This window comes from Cytobacillus sp. Hm23, assembly GCF_051842895.1.
GTDB lineage: Bacteria > Bacillota > Bacilli > Bacillales > SM2101 > Nanhaiella.
This window is the reverse complement of the sequence record NZ_JBPXRQ010000004.1, coordinates 24,790-47,398: the sequence shown is the minus strand read 5'-3', so window position 1 is coordinate 47,398 and position 22,609 is coordinate 24,790. Positions and strand designations below refer to the sequence as shown.

Here is a 22,609-nt window from a genome sequence, read left to right as displayed (position 1 = left end):
TTACATTAGCTATTGAAAATTTCCCAGTATGTAAATCCTTTCATTTTTACATGTTAGTCCAAGGTGTTTGTGTCACGATATAAACTACAGCGCAGGGGCGACCAATAAAATGAAACCTTATTAAAATCAACAATAAAAGATATCTTCTTATATGTCACAAAGAAGTGCCTTTAACGGAGAGGTTTTCTTTGAATAATAATAAATCCTGATTTTAATTATACGGAGAGTGTGTTTAAAATGCGTATTTTATTTTTAGAAAAACATCCGATGTGGATTCACGGACTGCCTAGAGGCTTTAAAGACTTAGGTCATGAAGTCAAGGTATGTGAAATAGCATCAAAATCCGAACTTTTTAATACGATAGCTATTTATAATCCTCATCTCATATTTTCAATGGGATGGACAAGAGAGCATAGAAAAGAAAAACAAAACTGGTTAAAGGAATATCTTGAAAAAACAAATATCCCTCATGTTTATTGGGCTACTGAAGATCCCGCACATACAAAAACTTTTACATTACCATTAATTCAAAATAGTAAAATTGATTTTATTTTTACTATTTGTCCTTCTTTTGTGAAAATCTACAAAAAGTTAGGTATACCTTCAGCTCGTTTAGATTTTGGATATCATCCAGACACACATTTTAATACTAAACCTGAACCTAAATATGCAAAGTCCATAGCAGTAGTTGCTAATGCATACCCACATCGTCTTAGAAAAAAAACTAATCTTTACCGTTACAAATCTACTAAAATATTAATTGAACCGTTAATAAAAGCAAATATACGAGTTGATTTTTGGGGAGTAGGTTGGAAAAACATGCTAGATATACTTGATGTGAAAATTCCTGATGATTGGATTCATGGTTATCTCCATTATTTAGAGACCCCAAAAGTATATAGTAGTTCTCATATCATCATAGGCCTTCAAAACCAGCAAAAACAACTTACACAAAGAACTTTTGAAATATTAGGTTCAAAAGGGTTTTTTATAACATCTGATACGCAAGAGATAAGACACTTATTTACACCAGGATATCACTTAATTACATCCTCTTCAGCAGAAGAAACAGTAGAATTAGTAAAGCATTATTTATTAAAAACTGAAGAAAGAGATATTATAAGGAAACAAGGTAAAGACATGGTGGAAAAAAATCATACTTATAAACATAGGGCATTGTATATAATCGACATATTGCAAAGAAATGGGATAATAGAAAATATGATTGGATAAGTGTATTCATAAGATTTCTCTCAGGTTACCATATATAATTAACTCTCTAGCGAAAATTAGAGCAGTCTTTTAATCTCGATTTGATTTATGTTTTTGACAAGTGAATTATTTTCTATATAACCTCGTATTGTTAGGTTGGGATAAGTAATAACATTTTTACCGATAACTGAACCAGGATTTAGCACACAATTAACTCCAATTTTCGAATCATCACCTACAATTGAACCTAGGTAATTTAAATTAGTTGGAATAGTTTTATTATCTATCGTCGTTACTTTTATTTTCCCTCCAAAAGGAACATTTTTAAAATTTGATAAATGTACCCCACCGCCAAGATTGACATTTTTACCGAGTATAGAGTTACCCACAAAATTATAATGAGGAGCACTAGATCCATTTAGTATTATTGAATGCTTGATTTCTGAGCAACTACCAATTATACAGTTATCACCAATGATTACGTTATCTCTAACATATGCCCCGTGATAAATCTTAACATTTTCTCCGATTATAGCGGGTCCCTTAACGTAAGCACCTCGTTCTATAAAACTATTTTTACCAATAAATATATTTTTATTATTCACAGAATTCTCATCTTCTACCTCTCCATTTATAGTAGGATTTTGATTTGAAAATATTGTCTGAATAAAATTAGGTAATATTTGTAATACTTCCCAGTAGTGTTCTTTATCACTAAATATTTTCTTCATAAAAAAATCTTCATAGGTTAAAAGATCTTTTATTTTATACAACCAAATCCCTCCTTTGGCAATTACTAAACTTTGTTACAAAATACTATGTATAAAAGATAGTAATTATTCAAGGTACATACGTGGTGTAAACGTCAAGTATGTGTTATGTTACCTAACTTTCTTTCAATTCTATACATTTAGTCATCGATATGTTAGTCCTGACAAAATTCTATCAATTCTTTCTGATTAAATATTCAAACTAGAGAAATAACACTAGAATAGAGTCCAAGACAAATGATAAACAGTGATGGTAAAATTGTATATGCCGTTGTTATTTGAAAGTCTAATTGATGAGGTAATATGAATAAAAATAGATAGAATACATAAATGGGTTTTTGTAGCTAATGAGTATAGTTAATTATCTTGGTTGTAATTTCACACTACCTTACAGTAACGACAATTTGGATGAGAAGGTTTTTTAAATGATGAAATAAGGAATCCAGTAAAGAAATATTTTTCAACCAAGAATATATACGAGGTTTTTACTGATTTAGGTGTTGGTATGTCGTTTAATGCTAACAACCAAGACCCTTACTATAATAAAAGTAATAAAGAAGAAAAAGAGAGTTTCCTTACGTTATGTGATTTTTTAAAAAGATACCTTAACTAAGGGGATTATTGCGAGTGATATACTTGTTGATTTGGAGAAGACGAAGAAGATAGAAATTATGATTTAGACCAAACTATCGACCTTAATAACATTGAAATCAATAACATCTCGATATTCGAGAAAACTTTATTGATATTAAGGAGATAGTATTCAGTTAACAGTGACTTTCACGAATGAAGCTTCCCTGAAAAAGAAATTCAATCTAAGAGCAATCGACCCGAAACCATAACAGTAGATTATTTTACATAAAAAAGATATCTTAGTTTTTTATTACAGTAGTAGGCCATAAATATGGTAAGTGGATCTGAATCCGCAACACGGTGACTATTATTAGGTACTCCCATTTGTTGTGCTTATCTACCACAACATGGTGCTTGTATATAGAAGTGTGAGTACTACAAAAGTCCAACAGTAGAGATTCTACTGTTGGTAAACGCCATGATCATTTTTATATTTCAACCATTCGTTTATTTCATTCATAAGGTACATTCTTTTATCACCAATTTCAAGATAAGGTAGAAATCGATAGGTATCATAACTAGATAACTGAACTTTTAAACCATCGTCTTCATTAATAATTTCATTTAGTTCATCTTCAGAAATATGTAGATATTCAAGTAATTCAGACTGAGTCAATAAATCATCATACTCTTCTTTTTCTGTATCTTTTTGAGTAGAATTAGAGACTATGTGAGCACTCCAAACTATTGAGGAAGAAAAGATTAAAACATATAGCAGATATAAGAAGTATTTTTTATTTTCCATAGATGTACTACTACCCCTCTCTATCTTAATATACCTCATCTATAATATCATATAACAACAAGTTTTTTATAACTCAGAGTGTGTTATTTTTTTATGGTTTTTATATTTCCACTACTTGTTATCTACTATTAACTTACACGATATGGAGTAAATGTGAAATGCAGGTACGAGTAGATTTTTAATTTTGTGGCATGTTATAAAACTACAAGTTTGCCAGTTATGATAAAATTAGGAAGGAAATATGAAGGTGAGCCCTTAAACATTATGACAGTTTAGTAGATGGGTAATTATGATGAAAAATAACTTATGGTCAGGAATATTGATGTCTTGAATAGTGTTTAATAGTTGGTTGTTAGTAGAATTAATTAACAGCTTCATTAAAGGGGCTGGTTTAGATGGACTATCGTTTTGTTTATTTTTAGTGGGATTAACACTTTTCTTTTATGTAGGTAAAAAGAATGGTGGAATTAGGTTTTAGTTTTCTAATAACAAATATCTTTTTCTACTAACACTTATTAGTTTAATAAAAAATGGAAGTTCTTATCAAATTGACGATAATCTGGAATAAAGGTTAGCCTCTATTTTTATGGCCATATTGTGGAGGAATTCTTAGATCACTTATTGGACATTAACTTTCCAAATTAGTCTCTTCATACTATGGCGCCATATAGCAGATTATTATAAAAAACTATTATGTATTTTGCTAGCTTCAACTATCATTACAAATAGAAGATACATAATAATCCAACATAGGAACAAATGGTTTAGACAATCCTACAAAAAATGATTTTCGTAAATTCACATTTGACTTTGTAGTCGAACACTCTACAACAACTACACGAAAATTTGAATTCCCCGAGCGTTGGATATGGAAGGAAACCACAAACAAAATAGATAACCTTCAAGATAGATATTGGTTTGGTAAAGGATATAGTCGAAATAAGGATAGTGAGCACTTTGCAAATTATGGGTGTGAATTTGTTTTTTACTCAAAAGGGTTGAATGAAGAAGAAATAAAAAAGGCTTTTAATTCCATAATTTTTAAACTTTATTTAGACACAGAAGAAGGAGAAAGAATTGAAAAGGAATATAAAGTTGGTAAGTTAATTAAATTCGATAGCAACGAAAGTTCTTTAAACAACTGGTGAGGTAGTTTTAAAAAAACTATTGATGGGGGTATTGAAATGAAAATAAGCAAAAGCAATGCTGAACATTACATATGGGGGGATAACAGTGACGGGTGGCACTTAGTGAAAAATCAAAATTTAAGTGTTATTCATGAACGTATGCCAGCTAATACGTCTGAATCAAATCATTATCATAAAGAAGCACACCAATTTTTCTTTGTCTTATCAGGAATAGCAACCATTATAGTAAATGGTAAAGAGATAACCTTAAATCCTCAAGAAGGAGTTGAAGTTCCTCCTTTGCTACCTCACCAAATGTGTAACAAGTCAAATAATGAAGTTGAGTTTATCTTGATATCTCAACCTTCAAGTAAAGGTGATAGGTTTTTGGTAGATTAAATTGTTTGAACAATTTGGAGATGTATTCTAAACATAATTTAAGCAACTTCAATACTCTATTTCATCATGATGAAGAATTTTGCTCCTAAAATAAAACATTTAATATAAACCTCGTCCTAAAAGATATTACTTTTTCCAAAATGGGTCAACTAGAAAAATGAATCGCTGATCTTATAATCCGAATGCGCGTTTCTTTAAGAAACGTGCCTTTTTCCTTTTTTTGTGCTTTATCATTTTTCGGTCAGAAGACCCCCACTTCAAACCGAAAATGATGGAGGAGAATCCGTTGTCATAAACACTTACAAAAAACAATTAGGACATTTCAAAATCAACAAGGAAAACTCAATATCAATTGGTTTATCTGATGCTAACCTTACTGGATTTCTTACAGACTATTTCTTTACACACTCAGACACTGGGGAGAAATATCTGTATGGAATAGTGAATATGTCTAAAAATGTAAAAGAAATAAGAGTTAGTTATGATTTACCTAAGACGAACAATTTGCCATCAGAAAGGATTACAAGAAAGTCTTCAGTAGAAAATAATTTGTTCTTGTTTAATATGGGTGATAACACAGAAATGGGTGTAAATTGTTGTTTTCTTTTTATGATGGAGATGGCAATTTAATTAAAAAGTCTTCTGAGTTTGCTTATTAAACAAACAATGGGGGGTCTTGAAGGCTATTATCAATCTCTTTTTTATTTTTATTGAATTCGCACCATTAATAATGAAAAAAAGACAGTTTAAGAGCTATTTGACGGAAAGTTTTTAGAAAGGGTAAACAACGCATAAAAATGTTAAGTGGCGTGTAGTTCAATATATTTTTTATTGCAAGAAATGTCAAAACCTATTATAATTTAAATGGAAATTCAATATTTAGTAGTATAATTAAGTTGATAATACAATATTTTGTTATCTAGTAAAAAAGGTGTCGGAAAATCGACATAGGTGTTCGGAAAATATGGAACATCTCTTTATAGGGAATTTGGTGAAAATCCAAAACTGTACCCGCAACTGTAAGTGCTGATGAAATAAGCGAAACCACTGTGAAGTACGATTTCATGGGAAGGGCTTAAAGTAAAGCGAAGCACAAGTCAGGAGACCTGCCTTTTTTATGAAGTGCTATTTTCTTCGGGAGTTGGGAGAATAGGACGAGGAGAAGAAAAATCATTCAAACATTTTTTTTGAATGATTTTTCTTAAAAGGGTGATAATTCTCTCTTTTACATATCCATCGTTCTGTTCGCTCATCTTACTAAGGATGAGCTTTTTTATATTTTAGGATGAACAGGGTCTAGCTCTGCCTTCTAACCTATTGAATCACCACACAATATAACTAGCTTGTGAAATGTTTTCATTGCATGTAGGTGGCAAGCGAGATTCATACGCATTTTTATTAAAAGGGGATGGAAAGAATGCAAAAGGTATTAGTTGAGTATCAGCAGCTGGCTGATGGTACGTCTGAAATGGTTTTAGATTATGTTCAAAAAATAGCTGATAGATTTCCTCATTTATCATTTGATGAATATCGAGAGAAATTGATGCTAGCATTTGAGAATAAAGATGAATGGCATAATGACCAACTAACTAACGTGTTAATATTATCAGCATTGGAAAGAATTACAGCGTTAGAGCCTGATTGGACATTCTTTGCTGCAAATATATACCTTGATTCGCTTTATCAAAAAGCGGCTAAAAATAGAGGTAAGCAGTCAGGTTGCCAATATGGTTCCTTTTATCAATTGCTATTAAAGCTGACAGAGATGGGAATTTATAGTCCGAAATTACTGGCACAATATTCAAGAGAAGAAATTGATTTATTAGCAGACATTATCGTACCAGAGCGGGATCAACATTTTACATATATCGGTTTATTAACATTATCGGATCGCTATTTGGCGAAGTCTCATCAAGGAGAAGTATTTGAGCTACCACAAGAGCGATTTCTCATCATTGCAATGACATTGATGAGTAACGAAAATAAGGAAAATAGATTAGCACTTATTAAGGAATCGTATTGGGCACTTTCTAATTTGTATATGACGGTTGCAACACCAACACTTGCTAACGCTGGAAAAAGCTATGGTCAGTTATCAAGTTGTTTTATAGATACAGTTGATGATAGCTTGCAAGGAATATATGATTCAAATACAGATATCGCGAATTTATCTAAAAATGGTGGAGGGATAGGTGTTTATTTAGGAAAAATTAGAGCGAGAGGTAGTGACATAAAGGGTTTTAAAGGTGTTTCATCAGGGGTTATACCTTGGATGAAGCAGTTAAATAATACGGCGGTCTCTGTTGACCAGCTTGGTCAAAGGCAAGGAGCGATTTCAGTTTATTTAGATGTATGGCATAAGGATATATTGTCGTTTCTTGATACGAGATTAAACAACGGAGATGAAAGGCTACGTACACATGATCTATTTACCGGAGTGTGTATACCTGATGTATTTATGGAGGTTGTTGAAAAACGAGGTGAATGGTATCTTTTTGACCCACACGAAGTAAGAAAAACAATGGGTTTTTCATTAGAGGATTATTTTGATGAGGAGCTTGGCAAAGGGTCTTTCCGAGATAAATATTGGGAATGTGTCAACAATCCTAGACTTTCAAAAGAAGCTGTAACGGCGATAGATATTTTCAAGGCTATTATGATTTCACAGTTAGAAACAGGAACACCATATATGTTCTACCGAGATACAGCAAATAGAGCAAACCCAAACAGACATAAAGGAATGATATATTGTAGTAATTTGTGTACAGAAATTATGCAAAATATGAGTCCTACAGTTGTTGTTGAACAAAAGGTAGATGATGGACAAATCATTACTGTGAAAGAGCCTGGGGATTTTGTCGTTTGTAATCTATCATCAATCTCATTAGCTAAAGCAGTTCAGGATGATGTCCTTAACCGATTAATAAAAATACAAGTTCGTATGCTTGATAATGTAATAGATTTAAACGCAATTCCTGTATTACAAGCAGAAATAACAAATGAAAAATATAGAGGGATTGGGTTAGGTACATTTGGGTGGCACCATTTATTAGCATTAAAAGGTATAGCGTGGGAAAGTGAAGAAGCTGTCGCTTATTGTGATGAACTGTATGAACAAATTGCGTACGAAACGATTCAAGCTAGCATGGAATTGGCGAAGGAAAAAACACCCTATCCTGCATTTTATGGATCAGATTGGGAATCAGGAGAATATTTCGAATACAGAAGATATCATTCAAAGCAATGGATTGAGTTAAAAGGAAATGTTAAGAAGTACGGTATTCGTAACGGCTATTTGCTTGCAGTAGCACCTAATTCATCAACTTCAATTATTGCAGGGTCTACAGCAAGTATTGATCCGATATTTAGAAAAGAATACTCTGAAGAGAAAAAGAATTATAAAATACCAGTTACTGCTCCAGATTTAACACCTCATACAAATTGGTATTACAAGTCGGTTTATACTATTGACCAAAAGTGGAGTATTATGCAAAATGCGAAACGACAGCGTCATATCGACCAATCGATTTCATTTAATATTTACGTTCGGAATGACATAAAGGCGAAAGAATTATTGGAGCTTCATACACTTGCTTGGCGAAATGAATTAAAAACAACCTATTATGTACGGTCAACATCGACTGCAAACATTGAAGATTGCGATAGCTGTCATAGCTAGAAGAGGGGGATATTGATGATTACAATTGCAAAACGAGAGCTTATGGATACACAAGCACCAAACTGTTCAACAAGTATTGTCAACGGGGCAAGTTCAAATATATTAAACTGGGATGACGTCCGTTTTCCTTGGGCATACCCAAAATACAAAATAATGTTAGCAAACTTTTGGACACCGTTTGAAATTAATATGGGCAAGGATATAAAACAATTTCCTCAACTCTCTCAAGTTGAGCAGGAAGCTTTTTTGAAAATCATTGGATTATTAGCTCTTTTAGATAGCGTTCAATCTGACTATGCAAGTAAGGTTGCTGACTATATTACAGATTCTTCTGTCAATGCACTTATGATTATGCTGGCTCAGCAAGAGGTCGTTCACAATCACTCGTATTCCTATGTTTTATCAAGCATCGTACCAAAAAAAATTCAGGATGAAGTGTTCGAATATTGGCGTACAGAAAGTACATTACGAAAACGTAATGACTTTATCACGAATGGATATAAAGATTTTACTAAACAACCATCCATCGACAACTTTTTGCACTCGATTATTTATGATGTGATTTTAGAAGGCTTGTTTTTCTATAGTGGCTTTGCTTTCTTTTATAATTTAGCACGAAATCAAAAAATGGTTGCAACATCAACGATGATTAATTATATAAATAGAGATGAACAAATTCATGTAGGCTTATTTGAAAAAATATATAAAGAAGTTTTGAAGGAAAATCCAGAGTATAACACTCCAGAACTGGAGCAGTATGCAATTAGTGCATTCCGGAAAGCAGCAGAATTAGAAATTGAATGGGGACGTGAAATAATAGGTAATAAGATGGATGGAATTGTATTTGAGGAATTGGAGCAATACATTCAATATATGGCCAATAAACGTTGTCATCAATTGGGGCATGGTAGAAATGTTTTTCCTCATGCACCGATAAAAAATCCATTGCGATGGATTATCGCTTACCAAGAAGTCGATTTAGGTAAAACAGACTTTTTTGAACAAAAATCTCGTCAATATACAAAAGCATCCGATGTGAATGGTTTTGATGATTTGTAATAAATGAAAGCTTCATAAATGGTTTCTAGAAACTTAAGGGGTATCTGTAAGTGGAATCTTTGTGTTTTTTTAATAATCATCTTACCCACACAACCTTTTAGAGGGGCATTCAAAATGGAATATAACTGAATAGGATATACTATCGTAAAGTACTAGTACCATACATTAAGGATATGGATATTGAAGATTATTTAATTAGAACACGTTAAAAAAAGCATCTCAATCAATAGAGATGCTTTTTGTTTAGAGAACTATTAGCTTCTTAAATGACTTAAAATCCTTGTGAGTACGTATGCCCCCAAAGCATAATTAGTAGCAGAATCAAAAATTCATTACCGCTTCTCATTAAAGTATAAAAAATACCGAGATGTTGGTCATATATGTACAGAATAAACAAAAGTGTAAGTTCTACGATAGTGACGATTGGACAGGAAATTATTATTTTTTACCAACAATTTCTTTAGTTTGGGCAATTACAGTTTCTAAGCTATTTAATTCATTAGGGTCTTCAATGGAAATAGAATAGAATGTATTACCATCAGCTAAAAAAGATGCTATATCAATACTTTCGTATGTAAAGCCTAGTTTCTTAAACGTGTTTAAAATGTTAAAAGCTTCTTGGCTAAAAGCCTCTTTAGAAACAAAGTAAGCATCTGGAGCATGAGGTTTTATGGTAAGGCTAATTCCAATAGGTTCAACTCCAGAGTATATATCCTTAGTAAGGTACTTATTCTTAGGAAGTGTAACATGTGAGCTCATTTCTTCTATGGGAATATTTGTATTTTTATTCAGCATTACCTTGAACATTTTATTTATCAATTCACTTTGACTCTTTTCGATTCGATAATGGTAATCATCGAAAATACTATATTTTTTATAATAAAGTCTTCCTTCATCTCTTCTGTCCTTTTTATTTATAACATCAACAATATGTTCATTTAAAATTGAATTATAATGAACACCTGAAATTTCTAGATCACCATTATAGGTTTCGTTAATGTAGATCATAGCATTATTCTTAGCGGTGAAATACTCTAAAGGAGATCCATAAATTGAACTGTGCACGATTATGGATAAGGTTGCGAAGATAATGCTGAAAAGAAATGAAATAATATACTTAATTTTTCGATAATTTTTATTAAACTTTATAATACACACTCCTAATAAGTAGGCTGCGCAAATTTCTATAATGTTGCTAAATAAAATGAAGATATTAATATCAGTAGCTTTTGAAGCACTTATTATATAATGCACTATTAAAGTGGTGGATAGCATCCACCATATCTTGTATCCAACAAAATATAAACAAAATGCAAGAAGTAATGTAATAGGCAAAGTAGCTAGTAGACCATGATCTAAAACTGTGTAACTAATTATAATAGCTGTTAGTAAAGTTCCACCAACATCCCTGAATTGATGAACTAATTCTTTTGTGTCCATTAGGCATCTCCCCATGTTAAATATTAGGTTTTCTCTATTCTTAACAATATCATATTTTACAAGAAATATTTTTCAATATTACAAGGATTTTTTTGAAGCTACAAGAATACCATCTCCTTAGCATAGATTAAGCTGGCGATAGTCAGCTTTTTTGTAGATCAATCAATGCTGTATTAAATCTAGTTTGTATAATAGCAGTTATGAAAAGTTGTGGAAATAAGTACATTTACATAGATTTCTACACATTTTAATCACGGGATATATGTTAGTCCAACCTTCTGGTTGCCGAATTCCTCTCCAATGGCTACATGGGCAGCAGGACAAACCCTTATAGAAGTTGGGGCAGATATAAATGAACCAATGGTTAAATCAATGATTAATTATTTGATTAGTACAAATGATTTGGAAACAGGGATGTGAGCTTCTGTACTACTTGGAAATAATGATTATCCACATGCACCTTGGTGGCATTGGCAAGTAGGCGTTCAGAACAAATGGATGTTTAACCCTAGTTCAGAGTTGGCTGCCTATCTTGTTCATTGGTCTTCTGAAATAGATGAAGCTGCTGAAATTGGCTGGAACTCCATACAAAAAGCAGTAAATCATTTAATGGATCAAAAGGAAATGGGTAGGCATGAAATTAACACAACAATTATGTAGAATAATAGAGCCTTATGAAGCTATATTTAATTCTAAACTTTCATATACATTACACAACGTTAATGAAAAAATCATGGTGCTGGCCGAGCAATGTGTCGATAAGAATGTATCTGCCTGGAATGAAGGTTATAAAGCTCTTCCCTTAGATTTTATTGCTAGTCCAAAAGATCCTCTTTGTGATAGGTTTGGTCATTAGTTGAACAAAATCTAGATTTTTATGTTAAACAAATGTCTGATGAAGGTATATGGGATTTATCATGGAGTTGGGAGAGTTATGAAGAACAATTCGAAACTGCACGAAATTATTGGAAAGGAATTCTTGTCGTTGATAGATATAATAAACTAAAGAAGTTCGGATTATTGGAATAGAAATTCTATTATTACCTAATGATTTGATAAAACTATTGATTTAGTTCAAATATGTGACTTCAGTCTTTCTCATAAATTGATTATAAGGGACATAAAAATGATAATAAAACAGTGCTTTAAAAGTTGTTAAAACAAATTCAAAGCATAGTAATATTAATAGAGAATTAGAAAGAAATGTGCTTAATAATCTTTTTCTTTTGAGCTAGGCTCTAATGTGTAAACGGGGTTGCTATCAGCAAAATCGAACTGCAAGGTGTGAATTTTTATATAGTTATCATAAATTTACAAAAGAAAAGATGAGAAAAACATTTTTGTATACGTGTTTTTTTCTTAATTTAATAGGCTTTATTTTCTCTTACATTCTAGTAGTATTCTATAATTTTTATAGTCTATAATCCAAGAAAAGATACCCCCTAACGTTAGTTTTTTTCGTGTTTAGTTCTTAGTTCGAAAAGGAACAATCAATGCGAAAACATCTATGAACAAAAGCTTAAATGATTTCTACAGAAAGTTAGAAGTTCATTTTGGGAGGTGTATTTATCTATAAAAAAATAAATACTCTTATTTGTTTATTCATTATAGTAATGTTAAGTGCTGGTTGTATAAAACAACCTAACCAATTATTATCAAATGAATTAGCAAAAACACATCGAAGTAATTTGTCAGAAAATAGTAATGGAGCGTTATACAAGTCAAATGATTTACAGTCACTATCGAAGATGGTCATTGAAGCACCGCTACTTCAACAGTTACCTGAACTTCCAAGAGGTTGTGAAGTTACTAGTCTTGCGATGCTACTTTCATATGCAGGACTTCAAATAGATAAAATGGAACTAGCAGAAAAAATTCCGAAAGTACCTTATTATAATCAAGGATTGTACGGAGACCCTAATGATGGGTTTGTTGGCGATATGTATTCATATGATAATGATGGCTATGCTGTGTTCAATAAACCAATTGAGAGTCTTGCAAATCACTACATGCCTGGGCAAATTATTAATTTAACTGGAAAACCGTTTGAATTAATTGAAGATTATATAAAAAAAGGAGTACCTGTATGGGTAATCACTACAAGTACTTATAATGTTGTACCAAAAAAATATTGGGAAACGTGGGAAACAGCTTCAGGATCGATAAAAATAACTAAAAAGGAACATTCAGTGCTATTGACTGGTTTCGACAATAAGTATGTTTATGTAAATGACCCTCTTGTTGAGGAAAAAAATAGGAAACTAAATCGTGAAGAGTTTTTTAGTGGATGGAAGCAACTAGGAAGTCAAGCCATTACGCTATCTCTTAAATTAAATCCTGTTGCTCACCATAGTTTTTATTAAGTGAATTTGATATAAATCAACTTAATCAATGTCTTACGAGAACCTTTTGACTAGGATTGCCTAGAACAGAGTAACTATAAATCTGGGTGAGAGTTATTTGAATCATTATCATCATGTTGAAAGGTTAGAACCTCTTCAACTGGTTGATATGATTGGCCATAAAACTTTTCGTCTTTATATGTATGAATGTGCTCATACGTTTTTTTCATGCTGCGGAATATCGTTTGTTCAACGTCTTTTTCTGTTTCGTTATGAGGCGTCCAATATAAAATTTCCATCTCATTTACTTTATCAGTTGCTAATGACCGACGACGATAAGTAATATTTTTTGCATGTGTAAAGCCTTCCCGTTTATAAAATCGAAAGCGCTTTTCTGTATCTGTATCTTCATAATCAAGGGGTTCAACTTCAAGTAATATTGGCTTTTTTTGCTGTTTCATTTTGTCAATAAGCTTATGTCCTAGCCCTTGACCTCGCGCATTTTTTGATACAAATAAATAATCGATCATAATGAACTCTTCTGTTTCGACGTACATCAAGACGTGATGAAGCCCTTCGTCCTTGAAATAAATTTTACTCTTTTCTTTTAATAGAGCTTCCATATGCTCCTTAGACTTCATTTCTTCGATAGGAAAGTATTGGTTTAATTTTTCATACCAATTCATAACATAATGTCTCCTTACTTTATTAAGTACAATTCTGAAAAACTAAAATAGATAAGGGTTAAGAATAGCACTACTCATCAATTTATACAACTACTAATAAGAATTGACTATTATGGTAAACAACTCAGTATATTATGACCAGTTGAAAGGTATTAAATTCAACTTAATAACTAAAGTGAAATATATTTTTTCCAATAAATATCAAAAACATATTGATAATTAGCGTGAATATGTTATAATTGCTTAGCATCGAACGTTTGTTATCAAGTTTTATATAATGCCAGTCTATATTTGAATTTTTCTAATTCACTGGCGTGATCATCGGAGTCACAAGGATGAAAGAGAGGTAGGGCTTTCATTGTTTTAGATGAACGAATGTTAATTTGTGCTAGTAATCTTATGAAAGAAATTTAGGTCAAATTATGTATAAATATAGTTAATGGAGTAAATAATTCATGTATTATAAAGAGTTATCACTTCAACATTGGTGCTTTTTATAATATGTGAATTTTTTATTTTGTATAGAAGTGATAATGAAGCATATTATTAAATTTTGGAGGTATTTTTATGCAAACAAACGGTAAAGTAAAATGGTTTAATGCTGAGAAAGGCTTTGGATTTATTGAAGCTAATGATGGCAACGATGTATTTGTACATTTTAGTGCAATTACTGGTGAAGGCTTTAAAACTTTAGAAGAGGGACAAGAAGTTCAATTTGATATCGTTGAAGGTAACCGTGGCCCTCAAGCTGAAAACGTTGTAAAGCTGTAATAGGAACACAATAAATAAACTAAACCCGATGTGTAATCTACACATCGGGTTTTTTTATTTGCAGGTTTGTTTAATAACGCAAGTTTCCACATTTTAAAAGAGAAGATGCCCTATGTTTATGACTTCGATCAATACAAAATAATCTATTTGAAAAAACATACGATAGATGATATCAATACATGTTGATGGAATATTAAGTGACGATTTTGCAAAAGTTTCAGCTAAGAGCGTGTAAATCCTTTATATCTACTCCCCTGAAATGTCAATTTTCCTTGATCGCCTTCGACGAGCATACCATATTCTTTGCCGCTAACTTGTAGCTCAATGCGATCACCACTTTCAACTTCAAAGGTAGCATAATAATTTGTACTAGAGCTAGTAGTAGGATGGTCATTATAGCTACTAGAGCGTCTTCTAACATTCATTCTCTTTGTCACAACAACGGCATTAACAGTTAAGACTGGTTGATTATTATTATGATTCCATTGTTTTACACCCGTTATTGCAGCAAAAATAATAAATCCAAAGACTATTATAAATCCAAATATGACTATATAAGGTATGATTTGGAACAACTCAAAACCTTGTTCAAATCCATTGTTGAATGGCATTTATCTCCCCTCCTTTCGACGACAATTCAAGTAAGAATGAAAAAAATGATGCACATCACATTATAACAAAATCTTTAGAATTAGTTACCAAAAAAGTACATTTGTAGTATCAAACTCTGTAACAAATAATTCCAGTCATTCGTCTAATTGGATGAGGGGGTCAAAATGATGAGAAAAATACTTGTTCTTTTTGTATGTATGTTGATACTTACTTCATGTGGAGGGAAGGAAGATTCAGGAGCAGCTGAAAATAAAGAAACTACTACTGAATCAAGTTTTTCATATGACCAAGCTGCTCCAGATAGTAAAGAAACTTCTCTTCCAAATGGTGCTACTTATGATGATATGTATTTTGAACATTATGGTACAAATCCGTTCGTTTCAACTGAAGATGATTCACTTTCTACTTTTGCTATTGATGTAGATACAGGGTCTTATAGTGTAGTAAGGAATTATTTATCAAGAGGAACGATGCCACCTAATGATGCTGTAAGAGTTGAGGAATTTGTTAATTATTTCGATTCAAATATTACTCCACCAGAAAACGAAACATTTTCAATCCGTGTCGATGGTTCAAATTCACCGTTTGGTGAAGGTTATAAACTGATGAGGGTTGATATTAAAGGAAGAGAAATCAATGTCGATGATAGAAAACCAGCACACTTAACATTCGTTATTGATGTATCTGGGTCTATGGAACAAGAAGGCAGATTAGAGCTTGTTAAAAAAAGTTTGCACTTGCTATTAAGTCAGTTAAAGCCCGAAGATAAAGTAAGTATTGTAACTTATGGATCACATGCACGAGTTGTGTTACGACCGAGCTCCCTAGATAACATAACGGATATTGAACGAGCTATAAATGAACTTGGGCCAGAAGGGTCGACTAATGTTGAGGATGGATTAAAAATGGCTTATGAAATGGCAAGAGAAAACTTTCATCCCGGTGCAGTTAATCGTGTTATCCTTTGTTCAGATGGGGTAGCAAATGTAGGTGAGACAAGTGCGGATGGCATATTAGAACAAATTAAATCATATGCCAAGAAAGACATTACATTGAGTACGTTTGGGTTCGGTATGGGAAATTATAATGATGTGTTAATGGAGCAGCTTGCTGATCGAGGTGACGGAAACTATGCATATATTGATACGTTTTCAGAAGCTCGTCGCATCTTTATGGAAGAGTTAACGGGTACTATATATACAATTGCAAAAGATATGAAGGTTCAGGTGGAATTTAACCCCGAGACAGTGGATCGATACAGGTTAATAGGCTATGAAAATCGGGATGTGGATGATGAAGACTTTCGGAATGATACAGTTGATGGTGGTGAGATAGGTGCAGGTCATACTGTTACAGCACTATATGAACTGAAATTGAAAACGGAAAATCCAAATAATATTGGAGACGTTCACCTTAGGTTTACTGATGTGGAACTTAACGAAATAAATGAAATCACTAAACCTTTATCTATAACAGGAGATGCTGGAACAGATTTTAACTTTATTGCTGCAGTTGCAGAATTTGCAGAGATATTACGAGGTAGCTATTGGGCAAAGGAAGGGACATTTAATCATGTTCTGGAAGTAGCAGAACGAAATGCTAATACTGAGAAGGAGTTTGAATTTGTTCATATGGTAAAGGATGCAATAGGGATCGAAGCTGGAGAAAAATGATGTATCGTTCAATTCGAGCCCAAAGCTTTTCACGGTGTTAAGGAGGAGAGGTTGACCAACATATTTTCAAGGATCTATTTTACTTGATCATTAAATCGAGCATACTTCTATTGCTCAAATTTATAAAGCTGCTATCAAAACTTATTTTGATAGCAGCTTTTTTAGCCGAAGAGTGTAGTAGCAAAGCCATTTCAAAATTAAACGTTGTATTGATGTCAAGATAGGACATGTTAAGTTATTTTCTCAATCTTGATCGCACATGATTTAAATTCTGCAGTCCCAGAGATGGGATCATATTCGTTAAGTGTCAACATATTTGTCGGAACTTCAGACCAATGAAAGCTCATAAAGACAAGCCCAGGGACCATTTTTTTTGTAATCTTCGTTTTCACTTTGACACTTCCTCTACGTGAGCTTACTTTGACAAGTTCCCCATCATCCACGCCAATTTTTACCGCATCGTCAGGGTGCATATCAATTGTCTCTTCTGTTTGCTTTATTTTAACTCCATCAGCGTAGAATTTGGTTTGCGTATGTGTGTTATACGATTCATACCTTCTTCCAGTCGTAAGGGTAAATGGGTATTCCTCATCTGGTAATTCTAATGGTGCTGTATATGAGACAGGAACAAATGATGTTTTTTCGCTAGTAAATTCAGTAGTATGAAACCGATCGTGTAAATATAATGTACCAGGGTGATCCTCTGTTGGGCAAGGGTAGTGAAGCCCATTTTCGCGGTCAAGTCGTTCATACGGCATTCCACCGTACATTTCTTGAGCTAGATTACGAACTTCATTCCAAATTTCTTCACTAGACTGATACTTCATAGGATAGCCCAATCTCGTAGATAGGTCACATAAAATATCCCAATCTTCTCTTGTATTAGGGTTTGGTTCTATCGCTTTCCTTACACGCTGAACTCTGCGATCTGTATTTGTAAACGTACCCTCTACCTCGCTCCAAGAACGAGCTGGTAAGACAACGTGAGCTAACTCAGCTGTCTCAGTAAGAAATATATCTTGCACAATTAATAGATCAAGCTTTTCCAAAAGTTCTTTCGTATGTGACATATGGACATCCGCCATGAGAGGGTTTTCTCCGATTACGTATAATGCCTTTACTTCGCCACTTTCCATCTTTTCGAAAGTTCTCGTTTGAGTATCTCCAGCATGGGGGTTTATTGACACTTGCCACTCTTTTTCAAAGATTTCTCTATGCACCTGACTACTCACTTTGAAACCGCCAGGTAGTTGATTAGGTAGGCATCCCATGTCGCCTGCACCTTGAACGTTATTTTGTCCCCTTAGTGGCATAATGCCATTGCCTTCCTTACCGATATGACCAGTTAATAAAGCTAAGTTTGCTATGTCGAAAACATTATTGACACCACTATGATGTTCAGTAATGCCAAGTGTGTATGCAATCATTGCATTTGGTGCATTGGCATACTGTCTAGCGACGTTAACAATTTGTTCTGGCTGCAAACCAGTGATAGCTGCAGCAAATTCAGGAGTATATTTTGCTACCTGCTGTTGAAGGTCATTAATACCATGAGTAACACGCGATATAAACTCTGAATCATAGAGCTTTTCTTTCAATATAACATGTATGAAAGCGTTCATTAGAGCGATGTCAGAACCAACATTAATTTGTAAATGTTCATCAGCAAATTTAACCATGTCTATTTCCCGAGGGTCAATTACAATGATCTTCAGCCCTTTTTTAACAGCCCTTTTCATGCGGTTAGCAATAATTGGGTGGGCCTCGGTTGTATTCGATCCCATTAATAAAAGTACATCTGCCTTATCGAAATCTTCTAATCTATTGGTAGGGAAACCGCTTCCAAGTATAGTCGCCAGACCGGCGACGCTAGGAGCATGTCAAGTACGGTTACACCCATCAATATGATTATTTCCAATTGCGGCTCTCATAAATTTTTGAGTAATATAGTTTGTTTCGTTTGTAGAACGAGAACATGCAAACATTGTTATTGCATCTGTACCCCAATTGTTTTTAATGTACGATAATTTGTTTGCAATGAAAGATAAAGCGTCTTCCCAGCTAGTTGGTACTAGTTTTCCCGCTTTACGAATGAGAGGGGATGTTAATCTTGATGGTGAATGCACATAGTTATATGCAAAAGCTCCTTTAATACAAGTTTGTCCTTTGTTCACAGGAGCTTCTTTATCACCACGTATTCTAGTAATTTTATTATCGTTTACTTCTAAAACAAGTCCACAACCTGTGCCACAATAGCCGCAAATTGTTTTAACCTTTTTAGACTCTTCCATACTCTTATCCTCCTTTACAATCTAATAAAGATCAAGTTGTTTAACAAAGATGATAAGCTTACTATTATTTTAGCAAATCCTCATTTATGTTTGTGTAAATTTTCTAGTGAAAACATAGAAAATTTCATCATAATTACTCTGGTGATCCTTTGTTATTATTTTTTGAATTATGATTGTGAAGTGAAGAACAAATGCCACGATACTACAATTGTGCACGTGTTTCAATAAGATGTGAAAAGCTATTGTGAAATCAGCTTGTATAAAACACTCGTCTCGTAACTTTGTTGCTATTTAAATTAAATTAGTTCCAAAAATGTGGTTTTATATTGTTAGTCATCGTTTTACAGAAGAAAAGATGCCACGAAGTCTAGTTAAGCACGTATTTATTTCTGAATACGAAAACAACCTTACATAAAAGTGGAGCAGTATGATTAAGTTTTATTATATCTCAATATTTGCAATAAAGAGAAAAGATGCTACGATCACTAAATGTGAAGTACAAATTCTTATATCTTTGAAAGAATTTCAGCAATCAATGTGAAAGCTCCGTATAAAAAAACTCTTGGTCCCATTAATTGGTGACCAAGAGGTGTTTTTTAAGCTTTAAATCAATTGTGGTGAGAAATCTCAGCGTGCAAATTAATAACCAAAACGGCCTACACAAGCACAACCAATTATGATTAATAAAATGAACAACACGACTACTAATGCAAATATACCGCCACCGCCATATTCTGCCACTTATAACCCTCCTTATAGGATAATTAATGAGGCCTAATTGCCTCGTTAAAAATAACATATGCAACCTAGGTAATATTGCTTGGGTCATTCAACTATTTTATGGAGAAATTTTTCATAATTTACAAGGATTTTTTCTTATTATTTGTCGCAAAATTAACTGAAATTTAACAGCTAGATTGAGGATTTATTTTTAGGTGTTGCTCATGATACAAAGGTGGAATGGTATCGCGAACTACAATGGCATGGGTTAATCCAAAACAAAATATAAACTTATATGGCAAAAACAACGTGATAAAAGAGTGAAGGACAGCGCGCTACTTAAAGTTTGTGTTTGGCGAGGGTGTTGACTTGTTTAATCAATTTGATTTGGATGCACTCTTTTTGTAGTGTTCTTTTGTTATTCTTCTTTGCAATTGAGAATCAGTTAGGTCAACAACAAAAAAATTTTGCAATTGAGCTCATTGTTAAATGAAAAAGGCTGTTTCCTAAAGATTATTATTTAGTATAAATAATTGTAAGTCTGGAATTATCTGATAAAATAAATAATTGTGTGAAAAAGTAGAAAAAAGGAGGGTATCAATTGTCACAAGGACTTATACATCATATTGAAATAAATGTTACTGATTTGAAGACTTCAATTGCCTTTTGGAGTTGGGTATTAGAAGAATTAGGCTATGAACCTTTTCAGAAGTGGGAAAATGGTCAAAGTTGGAAAATTGGAGACACATACATTGTATTCGTTCAAACTGATGAAAGATTTATGGACATACCTTATCATAGATGCAGAGTAGGTTTAAATCATTTGGCTTTCCACGCAAGTTCACGACAACAGGTTGATGATATGACAAGAAAGTTAAAAGAAAAGGGTGTAAAAATTCTTTATACTGATAAACATCCCTTCGCAGGAGGGGAAAAGTATTACGCAGTATTTTTTGAAGACCCAGACAGAATTAAGGTCGAATTAGTAGCTCCTTGATCTCTATTTAACCTATATATTTAGAGATCTTATATTATGCATTCCTTAACATCTCAACAGCTGTTAAATTAGACTTTTGACACGTGCATTTGTCTATTCGGTTATCTAGTTAAAAACACGTTGCTTTAAGCTTTCATTTACTGTTATGTGTAATAAATCACCTATTGTAGAATCAATTTCTCCGCATTAACAAGCCCTGTTCCTGCTTTACGAGCAATCATATTGCCCTTGCTATTTTGTCCGAATACAACAGTGGTTTTGAGGTTTGACATGCTCTTTTTCTTGTCTTTCTATTTGTAATTTACCGTTTCGTGCTTCCTTAAAGCAATAAACAACAATTCATTGAGCCTTTGGATAAGACAAACAATAGGTCTACAGACTGAGAACCCTCCGTGCCGTAGCATGTTTTCTTACGTACGAGGTATGTTTATAATAATGGTATAATATTAAAATATTTGACAGATTGCTAGTCGTGTTTCGATCTAATAGGTAATCATTATTCAAAGCAACAATGTTCACTATCCTTTTAAAGTATATTTATAAAATTGGGTGGATAAGAAGGAACATTCAGTATTAAAGTCAAATTATTTATGGGGAGAACACAAGCGAGGTTCTTTTCTGGAGGGTTTATTATGAAAACACTTAGTCAATTTATTTGGGGATTTTTATTAGTTGGAATTGGGATCGTACTATTATTGATGAATATTAATGTTATTACATTAAATGTAAGAGATGTTTTTCACTTTTCATATCCGTTTTTATTCGTCATCATCGGCTTAAAATGGGTGGTAGAATGGGCAATTACTAAGGGAAGAACAGGATGGTTTAAAGGAGTCTTTTTTATAATTTTTGGGTCATTACTTATACTTGATAGATTTTATATGATTGAATTTGGATTTTGGGATGTATATAAATTGTGGCCACTTTTCTTCATTTTTCTCGGGTTGGAAATGTTCCGCAACAGGAAAATTACAGTTATAAAAGTCGAGAAGGATAGTAAAAGGAAGGAAAAAGTGTTGAAAAAGGTCAGTGAATTCTATGATGAAGACGATGATATACCTAACGATTCAAAGGGGGTTATCTTGAAAAATTTTTCTATAGGCACAATGAAATTCGATGACGAAAATTGGGCTGTTAAACCAATTAATATTAAGAATATGATTGGTGACTACTATTTTGATTTTAGCAGAGCCTATATCCCTGATAAAGAAACTGAAATAGTTATTCAAGGATTAGTTGGGGATATTAAAATGCTTATTCCAGAAGATATTGCTTGTAAGATCGACACGACAGTAAACATGGGAGAAGTAAAAGTCTTTGAACTAAGAAAGGATGGAGTCCACAATACTATAAGCTTCGAGTCTGACAACTATTCATCTGCTTCTAGAAAGCTAACAATCCATCTTTCATTAAAAGCAGGTTCAATTAGAGTCGATCGAGTGTAGGGGGAAAA

Annotated in this window: 21 protein-coding genes, 2 pseudogenes and 1 riboswitch; of the genes and pseudogenes, 14 read left to right on the top strand and 9 right to left on the bottom strand. The window is 33.0% G+C overall.

Annotation, left to right across the window (positions count from 1 at the left end):
* Positions 1 to 237 precede the first annotated feature (237 nt).
* Positions 238 to 1,233, top strand: a complete 996-nt coding sequence (locus ACSVDA_RS03780) for a CgeB family protein (protein ID WP_485880970.1) — start codon at positions 238 to 240, stop codon at positions 1,231 to 1,233.
* Between the two features lie 56 nt (positions 1,234 to 1,289).
* On the opposite strand, the gene ACSVDA_RS03775 is transcribed toward ACSVDA_RS03780, so the two are convergent.
* Together ACSVDA_RS03775 and ACSVDA_RS03770 are read right to left on the bottom strand one after the other, a co-directional pair.
* On the bottom strand, positions 1,290 to 1,985 hold the full coding sequence (locus ACSVDA_RS03775) for a DapH/DapD/GlmU-related protein (protein ID WP_485880968.1): 696 nt from the start codon (positions 1,983 to 1,985) through the stop codon (positions 1,290 to 1,292).
* 1,030 nt (positions 1,986 to 3,015) lie between these two features.
* Positions 3,016 to 3,360, bottom strand: coding sequence for a Clp protease ClpB (locus ACSVDA_RS03770; RefSeq protein WP_485880966.1), 345 nt, complete (start codon positions 3,358 to 3,360; stop codon positions 3,016 to 3,018).
* Positions 3,361 to 4,358: 998 nt separating this feature from the next.
* Here ACSVDA_RS03770 and ACSVDA_RS03765 point away from each other — a divergent pair.
* The 5 genes from ACSVDA_RS03765 (at position 4,359) to ACSVDA_RS03745 (ending at position 9,624) form a co-directional block, all read left to right on the top strand.
* Positions 4,359 to 4,508 (top strand): hypothetical protein, encoded by a 150-nt coding sequence (locus ACSVDA_RS03765; RefSeq protein WP_485880964.1) that lies wholly within the window; start codon positions 4,359 to 4,361, stop codon positions 4,506 to 4,508.
* Positions 4,509 to 4,544: 36 nt separating this feature from the next.
* Positions 4,545 to 4,886 carry a cupin domain-containing protein gene (locus ACSVDA_RS03760; protein WP_485880962.1) on the top strand — a complete coding sequence of 114 codons (342 nt, stop codon included), beginning with the start codon at positions 4,545 to 4,547 and terminating at the stop codon, positions 4,884 to 4,886.
* A gap of 222 nt (positions 4,887 to 5,108) precedes the next feature.
* Positions 5,109 to 5,516 carry a hypothetical protein gene (locus ACSVDA_RS03755; protein WP_485880960.1) on the top strand — a complete coding sequence of 136 codons (408 nt, stop codon included), beginning with the start codon at positions 5,109 to 5,111 and terminating at the stop codon, positions 5,514 to 5,516.
* 285 nt (positions 5,517 to 5,801) lie between these two features.
* A riboswitch (cobalamin riboswitch) is annotated at positions 5,802 to 6,014 on the top strand.
* Positions 6,015 to 6,303: 289 nt separating this feature from the next.
* Entirely contained in the window at positions 6,304 to 8,565 is a 2,262-nt protein-coding gene (locus ACSVDA_RS03750; protein ID WP_485880958.1) for a ribonucleoside-diphosphate reductase subunit alpha, read from the top strand.
* A gap of 15 nt (positions 8,566 to 8,580) precedes the next feature.
* Positions 8,581 to 9,624 (top strand): ribonucleotide-diphosphate reductase subunit beta, encoded by a 1,044-nt coding sequence (locus ACSVDA_RS03745; RefSeq protein WP_485880957.1) that lies wholly within the window; start codon positions 8,581 to 8,583, stop codon positions 9,622 to 9,624.
* A 438-nt stretch (positions 9,625 to 10,062) separates the two neighbouring features.
* On the opposite strand, the gene ACSVDA_RS03740 is transcribed toward ACSVDA_RS03745, so the two are convergent.
* Entirely contained in the window at positions 10,063 to 11,064 is a 1,002-nt protein-coding gene (locus ACSVDA_RS03740; protein ID WP_485880956.1) for a hypothetical protein, read from the bottom strand.
* A 498-nt stretch (positions 11,065 to 11,562) separates the two neighbouring features.
* Here ACSVDA_RS03740 and ACSVDA_RS03735 point away from each other — a divergent pair, with 498 nt between their 5' ends.
* The 4 genes from ACSVDA_RS03735 (at position 11,563) to ACSVDA_RS03720 (ending at position 13,427) form a co-directional block, all read left to right on the top strand.
* The gene (locus tag ACSVDA_RS03735; protein ID WP_485880954.1) at positions 11,563 to 11,724 is read left to right on the top strand and encodes a hypothetical protein; all 162 of its coding nucleotides are present in this window, start codon (positions 11,563 to 11,565) and stop codon (positions 11,722 to 11,724) included.
* Positions 11,699 to 11,920: a hypothetical protein gene (locus tag ACSVDA_RS03730; RefSeq protein ID WP_485880952.1), complete on the top strand. Its 222-nt coding sequence runs from the start codon at positions 11,699 to 11,701 to the stop codon at positions 11,918 to 11,920. Before ACSVDA_RS03735 ends, ACSVDA_RS03730 begins: the two co-directional genes overlap by 26 nt.
* 32 nt (positions 11,921 to 11,952) lie before the next feature.
* Positions 11,953 to 12,093, top strand: a complete 141-nt coding sequence (locus tag ACSVDA_RS03725) for a hypothetical protein (RefSeq protein ID WP_485880950.1) — start codon at positions 11,953 to 11,955, stop codon at positions 12,091 to 12,093.
* A 524-nt stretch (positions 12,094 to 12,617) separates the two neighbouring features.
* Positions 12,618 to 13,427: a C39 family peptidase gene (locus tag ACSVDA_RS03720; protein WP_485880948.1), complete on the top strand. Its 810-nt coding sequence runs from the start codon at positions 12,618 to 12,620 to the stop codon at positions 13,425 to 13,427.
* 74 nt (positions 13,428 to 13,501) lie between these two features.
* Here the strand turns inward: ACSVDA_RS03720 and ACSVDA_RS03715 are convergent, their stop codons facing one another.
* Positions 13,502 to 14,092 carry a GNAT family N-acetyltransferase gene (locus ACSVDA_RS03715; RefSeq protein WP_485880947.1) on the bottom strand — a complete coding sequence of 197 codons (591 nt, stop codon included), beginning with the start codon at positions 14,090 to 14,092 and terminating at the stop codon, positions 13,502 to 13,504.
* Positions 14,093 to 14,659: 567 nt separating this feature from the next.
* On the opposite strand from ACSVDA_RS03715, the gene ACSVDA_RS03710 reads away from it, so the two are divergent.
* The gene (locus tag ACSVDA_RS03710; RefSeq protein WP_485880945.1) at positions 14,660 to 14,863 is read left to right on the top strand and encodes a cold shock domain-containing protein; all 204 of its coding nucleotides are present in this window, start codon (positions 14,660 to 14,662) and stop codon (positions 14,861 to 14,863) included.
* Positions 14,864 to 15,084: 221 nt separating this feature from the next.
* Here the strand turns inward: ACSVDA_RS03710 and ACSVDA_RS03705 are convergent, their stop codons facing one another.
* Positions 15,085 to 15,474, bottom strand: coding sequence for a DUF2500 domain-containing protein (locus ACSVDA_RS03705; protein WP_485880944.1), 390 nt, complete (start codon positions 15,472 to 15,474; stop codon positions 15,085 to 15,087).
* 168 nt (positions 15,475 to 15,642) lie between these two features.
* Between ACSVDA_RS03705 and ACSVDA_RS03700 the strand changes: the two genes are divergently transcribed.
* Positions 15,643 to 17,148: a vWA domain-containing protein gene (locus tag ACSVDA_RS03700; RefSeq protein ID WP_485880942.1), complete on the top strand. Its 1,506-nt coding sequence runs from the start codon at positions 15,643 to 15,645 to the stop codon at positions 17,146 to 17,148.
* A gap of 230 nt (positions 17,149 to 17,378) precedes the next feature.
* Here the strand turns inward: ACSVDA_RS03700 and fdhF are convergent, their stop codons facing one another.
* The 3 genes and pseudogenes from fdhF to ACSVDA_RS03685 all read right to left on the bottom strand — a co-directional run bounded on the left by fdhF (position 17,379) and on the right by ACSVDA_RS03685 (position 20,180).
* Complete coding sequence (gene fdhF / locus ACSVDA_RS03695) at positions 17,379 to 19,274, bottom strand: formate dehydrogenase subunit alpha (RefSeq protein WP_485881195.1); 1,896 nt, start codon at positions 19,272 to 19,274, stop codon at positions 17,379 to 17,381.
* Positions 19,275 to 19,277: 3 nt separating this feature from the next.
* Positions 19,278 to 19,439: pseudogene (locus ACSVDA_RS03690) on the bottom strand (hypothetical protein); the annotation flags it as partial.
* Positions 19,440 to 20,078: 639 nt separating this feature from the next.
* On the bottom strand, positions 20,079 to 20,180 hold the full coding sequence (locus ACSVDA_RS03685) for a YjcZ family sporulation protein (protein WP_214481350.1): 102 nt from the start codon (positions 20,178 to 20,180) through the stop codon (positions 20,079 to 20,081).
* Between the two features lie 580 nt (positions 20,181 to 20,760).
* On the opposite strand from ACSVDA_RS03685, the gene ACSVDA_RS03680 reads away from it, so the two are divergent.
* Positions 20,761 to 21,156: a VOC family protein gene (locus ACSVDA_RS03680; RefSeq protein ID WP_485880941.1), complete on the top strand. Its 396-nt coding sequence runs from the start codon at positions 20,761 to 20,763 to the stop codon at positions 21,154 to 21,156.
* Between the two features lie 114 nt (positions 21,157 to 21,270).
* On the opposite strand, the pseudogene ACSVDA_RS03675 reads toward ACSVDA_RS03680, so the two are convergent.
* Positions 21,271 to 21,446: pseudogene (locus tag ACSVDA_RS03675) on the bottom strand (IS1595 family transposase); the annotation flags it as partial.
* A gap of 342 nt (positions 21,447 to 21,788) precedes the next feature.
* Here ACSVDA_RS03675 and liaF point away from each other — a divergent pair.
* Positions 21,789 to 22,601 (top strand): cell wall-active antibiotics response protein LiaF, encoded by an 813-nt coding sequence (gene liaF, locus ACSVDA_RS03670; protein ID WP_485880939.1) that lies wholly within the window; start codon positions 21,789 to 21,791, stop codon positions 22,599 to 22,601.
* The last annotated feature ends 8 nt before the right edge of the window (positions 22,602 to 22,609 follow it).